The organism is Streptomyces sp. NPDC059957 (assembly GCF_042730015.1).
Taxonomy (GTDB): Bacteria; Actinomycetota; Actinomycetes; order Streptomycetales; family Streptomycetaceae; genus Streptomyces.
The window spans coordinates 28,639-45,351 of record NZ_JBHWMB010000008.1 but is presented as its reverse complement, the minus strand read 5'-3'; the positions used below and the strand labels follow the sequence as shown (position 1 = coordinate 45,351).

The 16,713-nt window shown below is 72.6% G+C and carries 15 protein-coding genes and 1 pseudogene; 11 read left to right on the top strand and 5 right to left on the bottom strand.

What is annotated here, in order from left to right; all coding sequences use genetic code 11:
• Window positions 1-52: 52 nt before the first annotated feature.
• Window positions 53-703 carry a thymidine kinase gene (locus ACFWBW_RS07825; protein ID WP_385369423.1) on the top strand — a complete coding sequence of 217 codons (651 nt, stop codon included), beginning with the start codon at window positions 53-55 and terminating at the stop codon, window positions 701-703.
• Window positions 704-730: 27 nt separating this feature from the next.
• Here the strand turns inward: ACFWBW_RS07825 and ACFWBW_RS07820 are convergent, their stop codons facing one another.
• On the bottom strand, window positions 731-1,861 hold the full coding sequence (locus ACFWBW_RS07820; protein WP_385369422.1) for a hypothetical protein: 1,131 nt from the start codon (window positions 1,859-1,861) through the stop codon (window positions 731-733).
• Window positions 1,862-1,945: 84 nt separating this feature from the next.
• Between ACFWBW_RS07820 and ACFWBW_RS07815 the strand changes: the two genes are divergently transcribed.
• Window positions 1,946-3,181, top strand: a complete 1,236-nt coding sequence (locus ACFWBW_RS07815) for a plasmid pRiA4b ORF-3 family protein (RefSeq protein WP_385369420.1) — start codon at window positions 1,946-1,948, stop codon at window positions 3,179-3,181.
• Between the two features lie 147 nt (window positions 3,182-3,328).
• Window positions 3,329-3,928: a thymidine kinase gene (locus ACFWBW_RS07810; RefSeq protein ID WP_385369598.1), complete on the top strand. Its 600-nt coding sequence runs from the start codon at window positions 3,329-3,331 to the stop codon at window positions 3,926-3,928.
• Window positions 3,929-3,949: 21 nt separating this feature from the next.
• Here ACFWBW_RS07810 and ACFWBW_RS07805 read toward each other — a convergent pair whose 3' ends face one another.
• Together ACFWBW_RS07805 and ACFWBW_RS07800 are read right to left on the bottom strand one after the other, a co-directional pair.
• Window positions 3,950-4,546 carry an ankyrin repeat domain-containing protein gene (locus tag ACFWBW_RS07805; protein WP_385369418.1) on the bottom strand — a complete coding sequence of 199 codons (597 nt, stop codon included), beginning with the start codon at window positions 4,544-4,546 and terminating at the stop codon, window positions 3,950-3,952.
• Window positions 4,547-4,598: 52 nt separating this feature from the next.
• Complete coding sequence (locus ACFWBW_RS07800) at window positions 4,599-5,174, bottom strand: heme-binding protein (RefSeq protein ID WP_385369416.1); 576 nt, start codon at window positions 5,172-5,174, stop codon at window positions 4,599-4,601.
• Between the two features lie 293 nt (window positions 5,175-5,467).
• Between ACFWBW_RS07800 and ACFWBW_RS07795 the strand changes: the two genes are divergently transcribed.
• The 7 genes and pseudogenes from ACFWBW_RS07795 (at window position 5,468) to ACFWBW_RS07765 (ending at window position 12,318) form a co-directional block, all read left to right on the top strand.
• Window positions 5,468-6,634 carry a sensor histidine kinase gene (locus tag ACFWBW_RS07795; protein WP_385369596.1) on the top strand — a complete coding sequence of 389 codons (1,167 nt, stop codon included), beginning with the start codon at window positions 5,468-5,470 and terminating at the stop codon, window positions 6,632-6,634.
• Between the two features lie 51 nt (window positions 6,635-6,685).
• Window positions 6,686-7,037: pseudogene (locus ACFWBW_RS07790) on the top strand (thymidine kinase); the annotation flags it as partial.
• Window positions 7,038-7,173: 136 nt separating this feature from the next.
• Window positions 7,174-8,784, top strand: a complete 1,611-nt coding sequence (locus ACFWBW_RS07785; RefSeq protein WP_385369414.1) for a PQQ-binding-like beta-propeller repeat protein — start codon at window positions 7,174-7,176, stop codon at window positions 8,782-8,784.
• A gap of 334 nt (window positions 8,785-9,118) precedes the next feature.
• A complete protein-coding gene (locus ACFWBW_RS07780; RefSeq protein ID WP_385369412.1) occupies window positions 9,119-9,907 on the top strand; it encodes a hypothetical protein in 789 nt (262 codons plus the stop codon).
• A 313-nt stretch (window positions 9,908-10,220) separates the two neighbouring features.
• Entirely contained in the window at window positions 10,221-10,691 is a 471-nt protein-coding gene (locus tag ACFWBW_RS07775) for a hypothetical protein (protein WP_385369411.1), read from the top strand.
• Window positions 10,692-10,794: 103 nt separating this feature from the next.
• On the top strand, window positions 10,795-11,214 hold the full coding sequence (locus tag ACFWBW_RS07770; RefSeq protein WP_385369409.1) for a hypothetical protein: 420 nt from the start codon (window positions 10,795-10,797) through the stop codon (window positions 11,212-11,214).
• A gap of 516 nt (window positions 11,215-11,730) precedes the next feature.
• Window positions 11,731-12,318, top strand: coding sequence for a hypothetical protein (locus ACFWBW_RS07765; protein ID WP_385369407.1), 588 nt, complete (start codon window positions 11,731-11,733; stop codon window positions 12,316-12,318).
• Window positions 12,319-12,337: 19 nt separating this feature from the next.
• On the opposite strand, the gene ACFWBW_RS07760 is transcribed toward ACFWBW_RS07765, so the two are convergent.
• The gene (locus ACFWBW_RS07760) at window positions 12,338-13,099 is read right to left on the bottom strand and encodes a BTAD domain-containing putative transcriptional regulator (protein ID WP_385369405.1); all 762 of its coding nucleotides are present in this window, start codon (window positions 13,097-13,099) and stop codon (window positions 12,338-12,340) included.
• Window positions 13,100-13,217: 118 nt separating this feature from the next.
• Between ACFWBW_RS07760 and ACFWBW_RS07755 the strand changes: the two genes are divergently transcribed.
• Entirely contained in the window at window positions 13,218-16,283 is a 3,066-nt protein-coding gene (locus ACFWBW_RS07755) for a BTAD domain-containing putative transcriptional regulator (RefSeq protein WP_385369403.1), read from the top strand.
• A gap of 13 nt (window positions 16,284-16,296) precedes the next feature.
• On the opposite strand, the gene ACFWBW_RS07750 is transcribed toward ACFWBW_RS07755, so the two are convergent.
• A complete protein-coding gene (locus ACFWBW_RS07750; RefSeq protein ID WP_385369401.1) occupies window positions 16,297-16,452 on the bottom strand; it encodes a hypothetical protein in 156 nt (51 codons plus the stop codon).
• Between the last annotated feature and the right edge of the window lie 261 nt (window positions 16,453-16,713).

Sequence of the window (16,713 nt, the reverse complement as noted above, 5' to 3'; positions counted from 1 at the left end):
CTCCCTCCGTCTTCCCTCCCTCCCCTTCCCTCCGAAAGGCCTTGTACCTCCCATGCCCGAGCTGGTGTTCTTCTCCGGAACGATGGACTGCGGAAAGAGCACCCTGGCTCTCCAGATCGCGCACAACCGCGACGCGCGGGGCCTGCAGGGCGTGATCTTCACCCGCGACGACCGTGCGGGCGAGGGCAAGCTCTCGTCCCGCCTGGGTCTGGTGACGGAGGCGGTCGAGGCGCCGGAGGGCATGGACCTGTACGCGTATCTGGTCGCCCAGCTCTCCAAGGGCGGCAAGGCGGACTACGTGATCGTGGACGAGGCCCAGTTCCTGGCCCCCGCCCAGATCGACCAGTTGGCGCGCATCGTGGACGACCTGGGCCTGGACGTCTTCGCCTTCGGCATCACCACGGACTTCCGTACGAAGCTCTTCCCGGGCTCGCAGCGCCTGATCGAGCTGGCGGACCGCCTGGAGCAGCTTCAGGTGGAGGCCCTGTGCTGGTGCGGCGCCCGCGCCACGCACAACGCCCGCACGGTGGGCGGCGAAATGGTCGTCGAAGGCGCCCAGGTCGTGGTCGGCGACGTGAACCGCCCGGCGGAGGAGATCGGCTACGAGGTCCTCTGCCGCCGTCATCACCGACGCCGCATGACCTCGGCCGCGGCCCACGCCGGCGCCCTCTCCCCGGACGTCCTCCCGGTCAACCACGCCTGACAGGCTTCTTCCATGCCGGCGGCCGAATTACCGGAGACCGTGACTGTCGAGACGATGGATGAGGCCGGGCCGGCTCCGGTAGGTGTCGCGCAGGAGCCCCAGACGCTCCTGGAAATCGACACCGTGTCCGGCGTGAGCGCAGGCGTCGCGCAGGTCACGAAGGAGGGCGACAGCTGCGTCGTAGGCACTGGTCTTCTTGGAGGCGATGTGTGCTTCGGCCTGGTTCCAGATGACGTCCGCCTCGGCGGCGAGTGCGGTCAGGCGCGTGGCGCGGGCTCGCAACCGGTCGCGTTCGGCGTGGCCGCGGCGCTCGGCGCGGCGGGTGTGCGCCGCATCCAGCAGCCGGGCGGCGGTCCGGCGACCGGGTGCGGTCGCTGGGGCGGACGTTTCCCGCAGACGGTGCAGGAGTTCGCTGTGCAAGTGGGGTTCCGGGCCGAGAGCGAGGCGCAGCAGCAGGGCGTCCCTCTCCTTGTCCGGGAGGGCGGAGACGAGTCGCGCGAGCTCCCTCCTTGTCGGACCGGCCGCGGGTTCCGGCGCCGCGGTGCTGCTCTGTGCGGCGACAGCGAGCAGGTCGGTGTCGACGCGCAGGAAGTCCGCGAGCGCGCTTTGCGGAGCCGTCAGTTCGCCCAGGCCGGCGGGGACGGGAGGCTCCAGGGCGGACTGGTACTCCTCTTCGTCGTCGTCTTCGGATTCCCAGGCAGAGAGGGCGGAGAGCCACGCCAGATAGAGGGGCCGCGTATCGCCGGTGGCGAGTTCCCCGCGTACGCCGATGACGGCGCCCAGCGAATCCACGGCTCCCTCGACCCAGTCGCCGCCCTCGTCCTCGCTGGTCAGGTCGAGGAGAAGGTGGGTCTGGGTAGCCCAGGTTTCGACGTGGTGGCCGAGACCGTACGCTTGGACGCTGCGCAGGGCCAGGCGCTGTAGGGGCAGGCGGAGCATCAGCCGGTGTGTGCCCCAGCTGGCGACGTACAGATGGGCGTCGAAGTACCGCTCCACCAGGTTTCGCGGATTCTCCCGCAGGTCGCCCCAGTGGTACTCGTTGGTGAAGCTGGTGGCGGTGATCCTGGCACGGCTGGAGATGCCCCGCAGTGCTTCCCGCTGGTCGCCGCTCAGCGGCCGGTCGAGGGCCTGGAACTCGTAGTACTGGTACTCGCTCACCGGAAGCACCCTACGGCTGACGGCGCTGCGGGAGGGTAGGTTCGGCGAGACGGCGAGACGGCGCGGGCACGGAACGGAGCGGTTGTGGACGAGTCTCATGGCAAGACGGTGGGACAGGTGCGGGAGTTGGCCGGGTGGATCGGCGCGGGACGGAAATTGACGCAGACCGGCCGCATCACTCTCGCGGACGCCCGGACCTTGGTGGAGCTGCTGGACACCGGCGACCAGATGGACCCGGTGATCGGTGACCGGATGTTCAAGACGAAGTCCAGCGAGGAGCTGTACCACCTGAACCTGCTGGTGGAATGGGCCAAGGCCGCCCGACTGCTGAGGGTTGCCGGTGGCCGTCTGCTCCCGGTGAAGAAGAACGCCCGGCTGCTCGACCGGCCCGTCGAGCTGTGGGACGCCCTCTTCGAAGCGGTACCGCGCATCGGGAGTGCCGTACTGGCCTCGGGGTGGCTTGAGTCGGTCTTCTCGCAGGAGTACGCCGCCGGCCTGCGGGCGCTGCTGCATCGGCTCTACACGGCTCGCCGCCCGGTCGCCGGCGACGCGCTGCGCAGAGCGGTGTGGCAGGCGGTGACCGCTCCCTACATCCTCGACGATGTGCCGCCCGAGCGGCTGCGGGGCTGGCGCGGTAGCAACGACCGTGACGTGCGGCTGTTGCTCGACGCCCTCGCGGCCCTCGGGGCCGTCCGAAGCGACGATGACACTGTGGAGCTGACCGGTCAGGGCAGGCGGGCCGTGGCCGTGATGCGCGGCGAACCGCTCCCCGGAGACCCGGTGTTCCAGCTGCGCATCGATCTGGAGGACATTGTCGAACCGGCGGTCTGGCGACGTGTGCTGGTGCCGGCCGCGGCCCGGCTCGACCAAGCGCATGCCGTGATCCAGGCTGTCATGGGCTGGGAGAACAGCCATATGCACGCCTTCACCGTGGACGGCGTCCAGTACGGCCGGGCCAACACCGAGCTCGACTTCGGGGACGAGCGGGGCGTCACTCTCGGCGCCCTGCTCAAGGAGGGAGGGAGCCTTGCGTACACGTACGACTTCGGTGACTCCTGGGACCACCGCGTCACGGTGGAGCACCGTCTCGCAGCCGAGGCGGACCGGAGCTATCCCGTCTGCGTAGCCGGTTCCGGCGCCTGCCCTCCCGAGGACTGCGGAGGCGCCGGGGCCTATGAAGACCTCAAGCGGACTCTCGCCGATCCGACGCGGGCGGAGCACGACGACCTCGTGCGGTGGCTTGGCCTTGACTCCGGGGTGGGGTTCGACCCGGCCCGGTTCACCCCCGGCGAAGCCAATGACAGACTCCAGCAGATGTAACCCACCCGTCCCGGCGCCACCCCTGGGCGGGCTCGGTGTGGGCGCGCGGCCCTTGTGCTCTCCGCGCCCGAGAGCAGGACGGCGCCGAGGGGCTGCGGGGAGCGGGCCCGGCTCAGTTGACATGGCGGATGCCCCAGTAAGAAGACACTGGCGCTCCAGATCGCCCACGACCGTGACGCTCGGGGCCTGCAGGGTGTGATCTTCACCCGTGACGGCCGTGCGGGGGAGGGCAAGCTGTCCTCTTGGCTCGGCCTGGTGACGGAGGCCGTCGAGGTGCCGGAGGGTATGGATCTGTACGCGTATCTGGTCGCCCAGCTCTCGAAGGGCGGCAAGGCGGACTACGTGATCGTGGACGAGGCTCAGTTCCTGGCCCCCGAGCAGATCGACCAGTTGGCCAGGATCGTGGACGACCTCGGCCTGGACGTCTTCGCCTTCGGCATCACCACGGACTTCCGTACGAAGCTGTTCCCCGGCTCGCAGCGCCTGATCGAGCTGGCGGACCGCCTGGAGCAGCTCCAGGTCGAGGCCCTGTGCTGGTGCGGCGCCCGAGCCACCCACAACGCCCGCACGGTGGGCGGCGAGATGGTCGTGGAAGGCGCCCAGGTGGTGGTCGGCGACGTCAACCGCCCCGCGGAGGAGATCGGTTACGAGGTCCTCTGCCGCCGCCACCACCGCAAGCGGATGACGAGCGCCTCGGCCCACGCGGCCGCCCTCTCCCCGGACGTCCTCCCGGTCAACTCGGTCTGATCGCCCGCTCCTTGCCTGTTCCTACCGTACGGACCTGAGCAGGCCGGCGATCTGTGTGAAGCCGCGGCGTTCCGCGTGCTCGAGCGCGGTCACGCCCTCGCCGTCCGGAAGGTGCGCCGTGGCGCCGGCGGTGATGAGCAGTTCCACGATCTCCTGATGCGCGCGGCCGCCGTCGCCGAGGATGACTGCTTCGAGCAGTGCGGTCCAGCCGAGCCGGTTGACGTGGTCGACGTCGATGTCGGTTTCCCGGAGCAGGGCCCGCACGTAGTCGACGTGGCCGCGTTCGGCGGCGGGGATCAGGGCGATGCCGCCGAAGCGGTTGCGTCGAGTGAGGTCGGGGCGGGCCGGCAGCAGGGTACGCATCATGCGGACGCTGCCGGTGACACCGGTGACCAGCCAGGGGCTGTCGTCGCGGTCGTCCTGGGCGTTCGGGTCGGCGCCGGCGGCGACGAGGACCGCGGCCGCCGCCACGTGGTCGCCGAGGGCGGCGAGCAGGAGCGGGGTGCGGCGGTGTTCGTCGCGGGCCTCGATGTCGGCGCCGGCGGCCAGCGCCGCGCTCACAGCGTCGGCGTCGCCCTCACTGGCGGCGGCCAGCAGGGTTGGGTCGGCAGGGGGCATGGTGGTCCTCCTCAGGTGGATCAGGGCGAGTCGCGCCGTCAGGCCTGCGCTGCTACTTGTTCAGCGCGGCGACACCGGCCTGGGCGAACTTCTCGTCCAGGTCACCGGAGGGCGCGCCCGCGACACCGATGCCCGCGATCGGGGCGTTCTTCGCGGTGACCGGGGCGCCGCCGCCGAGGAAGAGGGTGCCGGGGATGTCCTTCAGAGTCGGCGTCTGGGCGAGGCGGCCGGCCAGCACGGAGGTGGGGGCGTTCCAGGACACGGCGGTGTAGGCCTTGCGCTGGGCGGCCTCGTAGGACTGCGGTCCGGCGCCGTCGCCGCGCAGCGTGACGATGGTGTTGCCGTTGCGGTCCACCACCGCGACGGTGACGCGCTGGTTCTCCTTCTTCGCGGCGTCGAGCGCCGTCTGGGCGGCCCTCGTGGCGGCGTCGATGGTCAGGTGGGTCGACTGGGTCAGGTTCTTGTTCTTGGCATCCGCCTTCGCATCGGCCTGGGCGGCCGGGGCCGGGGCCTGGGCCGGGGCGGCGCTGGCGGCGTAGGCGCCGAAGCCACCGAGGGCGAGGGCCGCGACCAGGGCGCCGCCGGTGATCGCACGGGTGCGCTGGGAGACCTTCTTGACCTGCTGCATGTGTACCGGCTCCTTGATGAGGGGTGGGGGCCGTCCGTTCCGGCTGCCCCGCTCTGACATCAATCCTGGGCCCGGCGGTGGCCCCGACCTGTCGACTGGCCGGCTGCGTGCGGCGGGCAGGAGGGGGACACGCGGGTCAGCCGATCGGTTGACCCCGGTACGGTCACACTTGGCGATAATGTGACTGTTTGATCATTTAAGTGACCTTATGTCAAGAGGTGTACGTGCGGCCCGACCCCAGCGACCCCTCCGGCTCCGGCGGTGATCCGGACGACCGGTGGCTGGCGCTGGTCATGCGTGTCACCTTCTTCGTGCTGGTCGGCACGTCCATGATCCGTTTCGTCCAGCGCCACACCCAGGAGGCCCGCGCCCCCTGGGTGATCGCCCTCGCCGTCGTGCTCGCAGTCCTCTACCTGCTGGGCCCCGCCACGGAGGTCAAGGCGTACCCGGGTCGTGGCGCCATGCCGTGGCCTCCGGCCCCCCGGCTGGCCTGGCTGGGCATGGTCGTCACCGCGTGGGCCGTCCTCGTCCTCCTCGCGCCCAGCTTCGCGTGGGTCGCGGTCCCGCTCTTCTACTCCGCGCTGCGCACCCTGCCGCCCGTCGCCGCGTACGCCCTCGTCGCGTTCCTCACGCTCTTCGTGATCTTCGCGCAGCTGACGCTGGCCCCCCGCTTCAACCTCGACCTGGTGATCGGCCCGGCCGCCGTCGCAGCGCTCACCACCGCCGTCTTCCTCCACATGCAGCGGCAAGCGGCCCGCCAGCACGCCCTCATCGACGACCTCGTCCGCACCCGCCGCGAGCTCGCCGCCACCGAGCGCCGCGAAGGCACCCTCGCCGAACGCCAACGGCTGTCCATGGAGATCCACGACACGCTCGCCCAGGGCCTGTCCAGCCAGCAGATGCTGCTCCAGGCCGCCGACCGGACCTGGGACACCGACCCGGCCAAGGCCCGCGGTCACGTCCGCACCGCCGCGTCCATCGCCGAGCTCAACCTCGCCGAGGCGCGCCGCTTCGTGCACGACCTCGCACCTGCCGACCTCGCGCACGGCAGCGACCTCGACGACGCGCTGCACGCCCTCGCCGAACGGGAGTCCGGCCCCGGACTCACGGTGCGCGTCCACATCGACGCGGGCGGGCGCGTCACCCCGCTGCCGGAACGCGTGCAGTCCGCGCTGCTGCGCATCGCGCAGGGCGCGCTGGCCAACGTACGGGAGCACTCCGGTGCCACCGCCGCCGCACTCACCCTCACCCGGCTCGACGATCAGGTCGTCCTCGACGTGGCCGACAACGGGCACGGGTTCGACCCCACCGCCCTCCCCGAGGCCCCGTCCGGCGTGCGCGGACACGGCGTCCCGGCGATGCGCGTCCGAATGCGCCAGCTCGGCGGGACCCTGACCATCGAGTCGGCGCCCGGAGAGGGCGCCGTCCTGACCGCCGCCGTCCCGGTCCCCGCCCCCTGAGAACACCGGGCACTGGGCGCCCTCCCAGTGCGGGGATCGGCCGGCGCACCGGCCATTATCGTGGACGACCTCGGCATGGACGTCTTCGCCTTCGGCATCACGACGGACTTCCGCACGAAGCTCTTCCCGGGCTCGCAGCGCCTGATCGAGCTGGCGGACCGTCTGGACCAGCTCCAGGTCGAGGCCCTGTGCTGGTGCGGCGCCCGCGCCACCCACAACGCTCGTACCGTGGACGGGGAGATGGTGGTGGAGGGTGCCCAGGTGGTGGTCGGTGACGTGAACCGCCCGGCGGAGGAGATCGGCTACGAGGTCCTGCCGCCGCCACCACCGCAAGCGGATGGCGAGCGCCTCGGTCCACGCGGGCGCCCTCTCCCCGGACGTCCTCCAGGTCAGCCACGCCTGAGATGTCGACTTGGGTGAGCGCGCCCGCACCTGGCGGGTGCACGCGCCGGGGAAACGGGGCCGGAATCGGGCACGGTGACGGGAAGTAGCCTGAAAAAGCATCCCGGTTCGGCCTTCCCGCCAGCCACACTGACCCCATGACCCGTCGCGACTTCGACGAACTGCCGGGCTCTGATCGGCAACCGCAGGCAGTCCAGCCGGGCTACGGCTCGGTCTACCGGACGCCACAGCCCGGATCGGGACCCGTGCCGGGCAATCCCTACGCGCAACCGCCGGTGCAGGCAGCGGACTTCGTACGCCCGCCCCGCCGCGGCCTGCGGGGCAGGACCAGGGTGCTGGTGGCGGCCCTGGTCGCGGCCCTGCTCGTCCTCGGCGGCGGCTCGTACATCCTTCTGCGCGACGGCACCGGCGACGCCGGGGACGGCGACACCGCCGCCCCCGCCGCGTCCGCGTCCGTGGACCAGGGAGACGGCCAGGGCCCCGGCGGCCCCCCGTTCGTCTTCGACCCCAACGCCGGGATTCAGCCGGGCGAGGGCCGGGTCTGGCTGGTGTCGAACCGGACCGAAGTGGCCGGCTCCGGTGCTTCGCAGCACGGTCCCTGGCGCGTGGGGGACGCCGTGATCAAGGCGATGTACAAGGAGGTCACCGCCTATACCGCGACCGACGGCAAGGAAAAGTGGAGGCTTCCCCTCGCCACGCCGCTGTGCGGGATCCCGGAGAGTCCCGCCCCCAACGGGAAGATCGTCGTCGGGGTCCGAGAGAAGGACAGCTCGACCTCCCAGTGCACCCACCTCCAGCAGGTCGACCTCGCCACGGGCCAGGCGGGCTGGAAGCTGGAGATACCGCAGGAGAAGGCCTTCGACCAGGATCTGGAGTTGCGGCTGGCCATCTCAGGGGACACCGTCGCGGTGGCGCGCGCCGCGGTCGTGAGCGGTTTCTCGGTCACCGACGGGCACAAACTCTTCGGTACGCCGAGCGGCAGCTGCGCTCCCGCGACGGTGGGCGGCGGCGCCGCCAGGCTGATGCTCGTACGCGACTGCTTCGGCCAGGACTCGGCCGACCGGCAGTCGGTGATCGAGGAGATCGACCCTGCGACTGGCGCTGCCAAGTGGAGCCACCAGTACGCGAAGGGCTCGAACCTCGGCCAGATCCTGTCCGTGGACCCGCTCGTCGTCAGCACCTACAACACGGAGGTGAAGGTCTGGAACATCACGGCCTTCGCCGCCGACGGCAAGGTCCGCTCACAGACCAATGCCGCCTTCGGGGTCAGCAAGCGGTGCAACGGCTGGGGCAGCGGCAGCGGCGACCTGCACGACTGCAGCGCGGCGGTGGCCGACGCGGACACCCTCTACATCGCGGGCGGCACACCCGATGCCAAGTACCCGCTGGACGTCGACAAGCCCGACGAGGTGATCGCGGTCGACCTCAACACCGGTCAGGTGAAGTGGCGTACGAAGGGCCCCGACGGTCGCGTCATGTTCCCGCTGGCCATCGAGGAGGGGAAGGTCGTCGTCTACGTCGACACGGACAAGGGCCTGTCCGCGGCGATGGCGGCCATTCCGACGGGCGGAGGCCTGCCCCAGATATTCCTGCAGAGCCCGAAGATCTCCAAGGGGCCCGAATCCGCCTTCTACACCTCCAGCGTCCGGCTGGCCTGGGTCGAGGGACGCGTCTTCCTGCTCAACGGGTCCGTGCGCAGCCCGGAACCGAAGAAGGTGGACCACTCCCTGCTGTCCTTCGGGAAGTAGGTCGCGGGACCCCGGCGGGAAGGGTGGCCGGATCCGCGCCCTCCCCGCCCCCGAAGCGTGACGAGCGGCGGCCACCGCCCTAATGTTGCGCGCCATGTGGCCAGGAGGACAGCAGACGCCCGATGGGGACCAGAGCAGGCAGAACCCGGGGCAGAACCCTTACCGGCAGCCGGTTCCCGGACAGCAGGGCGTCCAGACAGGCCCCTACGGACCTGGCGCATTCGGCCAACCTTGGCAGGGCGCCACGCCTGGTACGCACCAGCAGTACCCGTCCGGCGCGCCGACTCCGCCTCCCGGACCGGTGCCGCGTTCCGCGCCCCGGCGTAAGGCCGTCATGGCGATATCGGCGACGGTGGCTGCGGGGGTGGCCGTCGCGGTGACCGCCGCGGTCCTCTTCCGGGACGGCGACAGGGCGGACGGCGCCGGGGGGCCGGCTTCCCCCGAACCCGCCTCCGGTTCCCCGTCCGCCTCCGTGTCCTCGGGCGCCCCGGGCACCGTGAAGCCGACGGTCAAGGGCTGGAAGGTCGTGGTGAATCCGGCGCACGGCACAGCCTTCGACGTACCGCCGGACTGGGAAGTCCTGGAGCCGCAGATCTTCAGCGGCTTCTCGGACGACAAGGACCCCGACAAGCCGGTGATCGGGCACACCGCGCCCGCCTTCTTCAAGAAGGAGTGGTGCAGTCTGGATGCCAACGGCGACGGCTACGTCAACGACATCGCGCTCGCGTCCACCGGTACCAAGGGCGCCGACGGCGCAAAGACCACCGACGAGGTCGCCGAGAAGACGGCGACGGCCTGGGCATACTCCGCGTTCGCATCCCCGGACAAGGAGGTCGTCAAGTGGGACAAGCCGGTGGCCTACACAACCAAGGCCGGGGTCAAGGGGAGTTACGTGAAGGCCCGCACCGAGGGAGCCAAGAGGGACCACAAGTGCGCGGGGGACGGCTGGGCGATCGCCTTCGGCTTCAAGAATTCCAAGGGCGACTTCGTCGCCTGGGACTTCTACGGCCGGTCGGGCGTCCAGGGAGCCGTCCGCGACGACCTGGTCATGCGCATCCTCAGCACGGTCCGCCTCTCCGGCGACCCGGCCCCAGACCCCCTCCGCGAAGAGACCTCCCCTTAGTCTCCGTGAGTCTGGAGGGAGACCCTGTGCTGGTGCGGCGCCCGTGCTACGCACGACGCCCCGCCCGATGGTTTCCCCCGCGGAGGCCGGCCATCGGGCGCGGCCTGATGTCGGAGGGGCAGGGTGGTGTCCGCTCGACCTACGCCTTCACGGACGAGGAGACTCCGGCTCGTTGCGCGGTGGCGCGCGGTGCCGGTTCCCGTGGCCCTCGGTGGACCCGAAGCGGTACGGCGCAGCCCGAATCGAGATCGCCCGAGATCATCAAGCGGCGTTTCCGTGAATACGCGCACATGCTGGAAAGGAATCTGGACCAGTGAGCCGGCCCTCCGAAACGGATGCCCTGTGGGGGCGGCTGCGGCCGTCCTCTCTGGCGGCGGTCGCCGCCGTGGACGCCGAACGGCTGGAGACGGAGCGTGCCCGGGTCTCCGCGCGGGTGGCGCGGGCGATCACCGCGCCGGTGTATTCCGTACGCCACCGGTTCGAGGCGTGGGAAGGGCTGGGGCGGATCCTGGAGTCGGGACCCGGCCCGGACGAGTCGTACGCGTTCAGTGCGTACGAGAACGACCTCGACAGCCGGGACGGTCTGGAGGGGGTGATGGAGGCCCTCCCGGACGCGGTGCGGGCGGAGTTCTCGGGGCTGCTGGCCGTGCTGGATGCACGCTTCACGGCCGCCACCGAGCAGGACGCGACGGGAAGCCTCGATCCGTGGCTGCGCGCCGGGCGGCGCCGGGCGCCGGAGGGCCACTTCTGGTGGTGGCGTGTACCGAAGAAGGCACCGTGGTAGATGCGCGGCGGTCGCCGCGGGCCAGTGCGCAGAGTCTTCTTTCGTGACAACGGACATCGAGCTGTATCCCTGCACGATCCACGCACCAGAGGGGCACCCACGAATGAGCGGGACCGGAGAAGCGGAGAAGGCCGGGCTGGAGGTCGTGGCCGGGGACGCCGGTGAGGCGGTGCCCTCGTACGCGCAGGCCTTCCGGATCGTCGTCAACATCGAGGTGAAGCCGGTGGCCACCGTGCCTCGCAGGACTCCGGGAGCGCCGGAGGAGGCCGACCGGCTGTGGCTGGAGCACGCGCGGACTGCGGCTGTCATCGATGACGAGGGCTGCTTCCTGGTCCGGGGCACCGATCGGGACTGGGTCCGCGTGCGCCGCACAGCGCACACCGCGCTCTCCGCCGCCCTCGTACCCGGTGCCGGTTCCATGGTCATCGCGATGTCTCCGGACGGCCGACGACTGTGCGCCCTGACCGAGGAGGACGACGACTACTGGATCGTCGTGCATCACTTCGAGGACCGTCCCCCGTGAGGCCGGTCCGGGGCGAGACGGCACGGTACCTGCGGCAGCGCCCCGCACCGTGGAGCCGCCGCCGATCGCTACGCCTGGCCGCCTCGGTCGCGCCCGGCCCGCCCGGCCCGCTGGGCCTGACGGCGTGTCGTGAGGACGGCCACCTGTTGCGGGGCGCCAGGCGCGGATTCGACGGAAGCCCGGGCGTCCATTCGTTCGAAGGGATCACGCGTATGGCGGCTGACGCCCACCGGCTCCTCGTCGTCTCGGTCGAGAGCGCAGAAGTCTCATGGGCTCGTCGGGCCCGGTGCGGGTGCGCTGCGGGGCGGGGAAGCCCTGGTGGTGCGGGCGCGGAGGTGACCGACCCCCGATCCGGGGAAGCGCGGGCGTGACGGCCCGCACGGTGGGCGGGGAGCGGCCGGGGAAGGCGGGGAGTGCGGAGGAAATACAGAACCCGTGCAGCCTCCTCCGCGACGTTGGACCTTCGACCCCCGGACCCCGGACCCCGGACCCCGGGGTCCGGTGGGAGGAGCGAGCATGGGGACAGCGCGGGACGCCGTACTCGAGTACGCCGCGGGCACCGTACGGCTGCTGCCCGGCCAGGCCGTGGTGACCTCCGCCGTGCTCCACGGGCCGCCCGCCGCCCTCCTGGAGCGGATCCCGCAGCTGGTGCGCGGGTTCGCGGGCGAACGGACCGACGGCGGGGCCCTGTTCCGCGCGGCGGCCGGACTTCCGGGGAACGCGGACGTCCCGGACCCGGGACGTCCGACCGCCGGGGCGGACGACGGTGGCGGCTGCGCCCTGGTGCAGTCCCTGCCTGCGCTGAGCCGGGAGTCGGCGGGGGGTGCGATGGCCTCCCGCGTGGACCGGCTCACCGGGGCCGCCGACCGGCTGCACTGGGAGCTGGCCGAGTGCGGGGGCGTCACCGAGGGGCCCGCCGCCGGGCGTCTCGCCGGCCGGTACGCGCTCTGCTACGCCGGGGCCGCCCTCGTCTGGCTGTGGCGGGCCGACGGGGAGAGCCGCCCGGAGTGGGCGTACGAGGCCGTGGACGCCGTCCTGGCGGCGCTGGAAGGCCCGGCCGGAGTGCCGGACGTCCCGGCCGCACTCGCCGTGCTCCCCTCCTGAGGGGTGCCGACGGGATGGTTCAGGCGGCGAGTTCGCCCGCCAGCACCTGCTGGAAGGTGCGGGTGAGCAGCGGGCCGGGGCCGACGCCCAGCCGGTCGGCGAGCAGTTCCCGGCCGGAGTGGAACTGGAGCAGGGCCGCCGCCGGCTGGCCCGTACGGCACTGGGCGGTCATCAGCAGGCAGCGCAGCCGCTCGCGCAGCGGGTACCGGGCCACCAGTCTGGTCAGTTCGGCGACCAGGCCGTGCGGCAGTCCGGCGGCGAGCTCCGCCTCGGCCCGGTCCTCCAGGGCCGTCAGCCGGGCCTCCTCCAGCCAGGGGCGCTCCTCCTGGGCCAGGTGCTCGGTGGTGTCGGCCAGGGCCTCGCCCTGCCAGAGGCCGAGTGCCGAACGCAGGACGGCGGCGGCCCGTCGCGGGTCCCCCTGCCGCAGCAGCGTGCCGCCGAGCGCGGCGCGCTCCGCGAACAGGCCGTGGTCGCAGACCAGTTGTCCGGGGATGGCCGACAGGCGGTAGCCGGATCCCACCCGTTCCAGCCGGGCGGCCCCGTCGAGCGGGGCGCGCAGCCGGGAGGCGTAGGTGTGCAGCTGGGCGACGGAGCGGGCCGGAGGGCGCTCGCCCCACAGGGCGCGGATCAGGCGGCTGTCGGGGACGACCCGCCCCTCGGCGAGGAGCAGTGCGGCGAGGACCGTACGGGGCTTCGCGCCGCCCAGGGCGTTGTCCGCGCACCCGGACGCGGCCCGGATGCGGACCGGTCCGAGCAGTGTCGTCTCGAGGAAGGGCGTCATGGGAAGCGACCGTATGCGGGCGCCGCATCCTCCCGGTATCGGACGCTTATCGTCGGTCCTGACCTGCGATTTCGAGGGGCCGCTCCTCTGCCGGATCCGTGCCCCAAGGATTATGATCATGACAACTTTCAGGGGGAGGGCCGAGGTGGCGTCGATACGGTTCGGTCTGCTCGGGACGCTCCGGCTGACCTGCGAGGACCGGGAGATCCGGCTCGCCGGGGCCCGTCAGCGTGCGGTGCTGGCCCTGCTCCTGCTGCGGCACGGCCGAACGGTCTCGGTCGACGAGCTCGCCGAGACCGTCTGGGACGGTTCGCCGCCGCCCACCGCCCGGACCCAGATCTCCATCTGCGTCGCCCAGCTGCGCAAGCTGTTCCGGGAGGCGGGCGTCGACGGCGAGCCCATCGTCACCTCGCACCCCGGGTACCGGATCGACACCGAGGGCCACGGACTCGACCTCGTGGACTTCCTCTCGCTGACCGGGCAGGTGTCCGCGCTGGCCGGCTCCGGCCGCCTGGCGGAGGCCGCCGACGCCTACCGGCGGGCCCTCGCCCTGTGGCGGGGCCCCGCCCTGGACGGCCTGCCCGGCTACGCGCTGGAGCAGGAGGCCTGCTGGCTGGAGGAGCAGCGGCTGACCGCGCTGGACGGCCACGCCGAACTGCGGCTCGCCCTGGGCCGGCACCAGGAGCTCGCCGCCGAACTGGCCGTCCTGGTCAGGGAGCACCCGCTGCGGGAGCGCACCCGGCACTCGCTGATGCTCGCCCAGTACCGTTCCGGCCGCCGCGCCGACGCCCTGGAGACCTTCCGCGCCGGGCACCAGCTGAGCATCGACGAGCTGGGGCTCGAACCCGGCACCGCACTGCGGGAGCTGCACAACGCGGTCCTCCGCGAGGACCCGGCCATCGCGGCCCCGCCGACCGTTCCCGAGCCCGTCGCGGCCGTCGCACCGGCGGTGCCCGTCGCGGCCGTCGCACCGGCCGAACTCGTCGCGGCCGTCGCGCCGGCCCCGCCCACCACACCCCCCCCCAAACGGCAACCCCAAGACCAGCCGGAAAACCCCCCCCCGGGCTTTCCTGGCGGGGCCCCCGCCGCCCGCCGGGCCGCCCAGTCCCTCGGCGCGTCCGAGCTTCCCCAGCTCCTCGCCCCGTCCGACCTCCCCCCGAACATCCCGTCCTTCACCGGCCGCACCGGCGAGACCGAGGTCCTCGACACCCTGCTGGAGGCCCGCCCCGACGGCGCACCGCCCCGGGTCGCCCTGGTCACCGGGGTGGCCGGGATCGGCAAGACCGCGCTGGCCGTGCACTGGTCGCACCGCGCGGCCGCCTCCTTCCCGGACGGCTGCCTCCACGTGGACCTGGGCTCGGCCCCGGCCGCCGGTGAGGTCCTGGGCCGCCTGCTGCGCTCGCTCGGCGCGCCCGGCGACCGGCTGCCCGACGACGAGGAGTCCCGGGTCTCGCTCTACCGCAGGCTGCTGCGGGGCCGCCGGGTCCTCGTCGTCCTGGACGACGCCTCTTCGCTCGCGCAGGTCGCCCCGCTGCTGCCGGCCAACGGCGGCTGCTGTGTGGTCGTCACCAGCCGGGAGAGCATGGAGGAACTGGTGCTGCGGCACGGCGCCGTCCGGGTGCCGCTCGGGGTGCTGGACCCGGCCGACTCCACCGCCCTGCTCGACCGGATCGTCACCGGCGGCCGCACCGCAGGCTCTCCCGCGCAGACGGCTCGGCTGGCCGAACTGTGCGACGGGCTGCCGCTCGCCCTCTGCATCGCCGCCGCGCGGCTGGCCACCCGCCCGCACTGGACCGTACGACGCCTCGCCGACCGGCTCGCCGACGAGCACCGGCGCCTGGACGAGCTCAGCCTCGGCGGGAGCCGGGTCCGGGCCAGCTTCGAACTGAGCCACAGCTGCCTGTCGCCGGGCCTCGCCTCCGTGTACCGGCGGCTCTCCCTGCTGGACGTCCCCGACGTGCCGGCCTGGGCCGTCGCCGCGCTCCTGGACTGCCCGGTGGAGATCGCCGAGCAGTACCTGGACGAACTCACCGACGCCCACCTCCTGGAGGTCTCCGGTCCGGACGCCACCGGCCAGTACCGCTACCGCTACCAGAGCCTGCTGCGCCTCTACGCGCGCGAACGCGCCCAGGAGGACCCCGACCGCCCGGCCGCCGAAGCGGCCCGGGACCGGGCGCTGCACAGCTGGTTGACCGTCGCCGAGGCGGCCCACCGCCGCGAGTACGGCGGGGACCACTCCGTGGTGCACGGCCCGGCACCCCGCCCGCACGTCGACCGGGAGCTCCTGGACGACCTGCTGGCCCGCCCGCTGGACTGGTTCGACTCCGAACGCCACTGCCTGGTGGCGGCCGTCACCCAGGCCGCCCGGCTGGGCCTCGCCGCGCTCGCCTGGGACCTGGCCGCCTCCACCGTCGGCTTCTGCGAGATCCGCAGCAACACCGACGACTGGCGCCGTCTCTGCGAGGAGGGCCTGGCGGCCTCCCGGGCCGCCGGGGACCGGCAGGGCGAAGGCGTGATGCTCGGTGAACTGGGCGCCGCCCTGCTGTACCGCGGCGAGTCGGAGGCCTCGGTCCGTCTCCTGGAGGAGGCGGACGGCGTACTGCGGGCCGGGGGCGAGGTCTACGGGGCTGCGCTGAACGCCTGCAAGCTGGCCGTCGTGGTCCGCCAGCGGGGCGACGCGGGCACGGCACGTGCGCTCCTGGACGGGGCGCTGCCCGCGCTGCGGGCCGCCGGGGACCTCTCCGCGCAGGCCCACGCGCTCAACAACCTCGCGCAGATCACCCTGGACGCGGGGGACCCCGACGCGGCCGTAAGCCTCGGCCAGGCGGCGGTCACGCTGGCCCGTGGGCTGGGCGCGACCCGGGGCGCGGCCCAGGCCTTCCACCGGCTGGGGCGGGCCCTGCTGGCGGCCGGGCGGCTGCCGGAGGCGGAGGAGGCCCTGACCGAGGCTGCCGGAATCGTCCGCGCCAAGCACGACCGGCTCGGCATGGCCTACGTCCTGCTGGGTCTGGCCGAGGCCCGCCTGCGGGCCGGCCGCGCCGAACGGGCCGACGAGGACCTCGCCGCCGCCCTCGCCCTGGCCGAGGAGACCGGCAGCACCGTCCTGCTGGGCCGTCTGCACCTGCTCCGGGTCGAACTCGACGAGGCGCGGGCTGCGGGCGCGGAGCTCCCGCAGCAGGCCTGACCCGGGCCGCCGCTCAGTCCCAGGGCTCGGTCTGCACGACCACCGGCGTCCCGCCGGCCGCAGCCGTCACCGTCGTCCCGCCGGCTACCGCAGTGCCGGATGCCAGTACGACACCCGTGATGACCGCCGAGACCGCCACAACCGCCTTGACCAGACGCCCGTTACCCATGTCCCCACTCCTTCTCGCCACTCGCCCACCGGACTCCGGCCCTTGCCGGTCCGTTCCCCGGGCGACTCGCTCTGACATCGGCAGACGCCCGGGGGAGGGCGGTTCGAATCCCTATTGGGCCGTCACCCCTTCCCCTTTCCTTCCCCCTCCCTTCCCTTCGCTTCCCGCTTGCGGAAATGGCGCGGGCCCCGGCGGGGGAAGCCGGGGGGCGCGCTTTCGGGGGTGGTTCTGGGTGGAACAGTTAGAACCTCCGGGGACAAT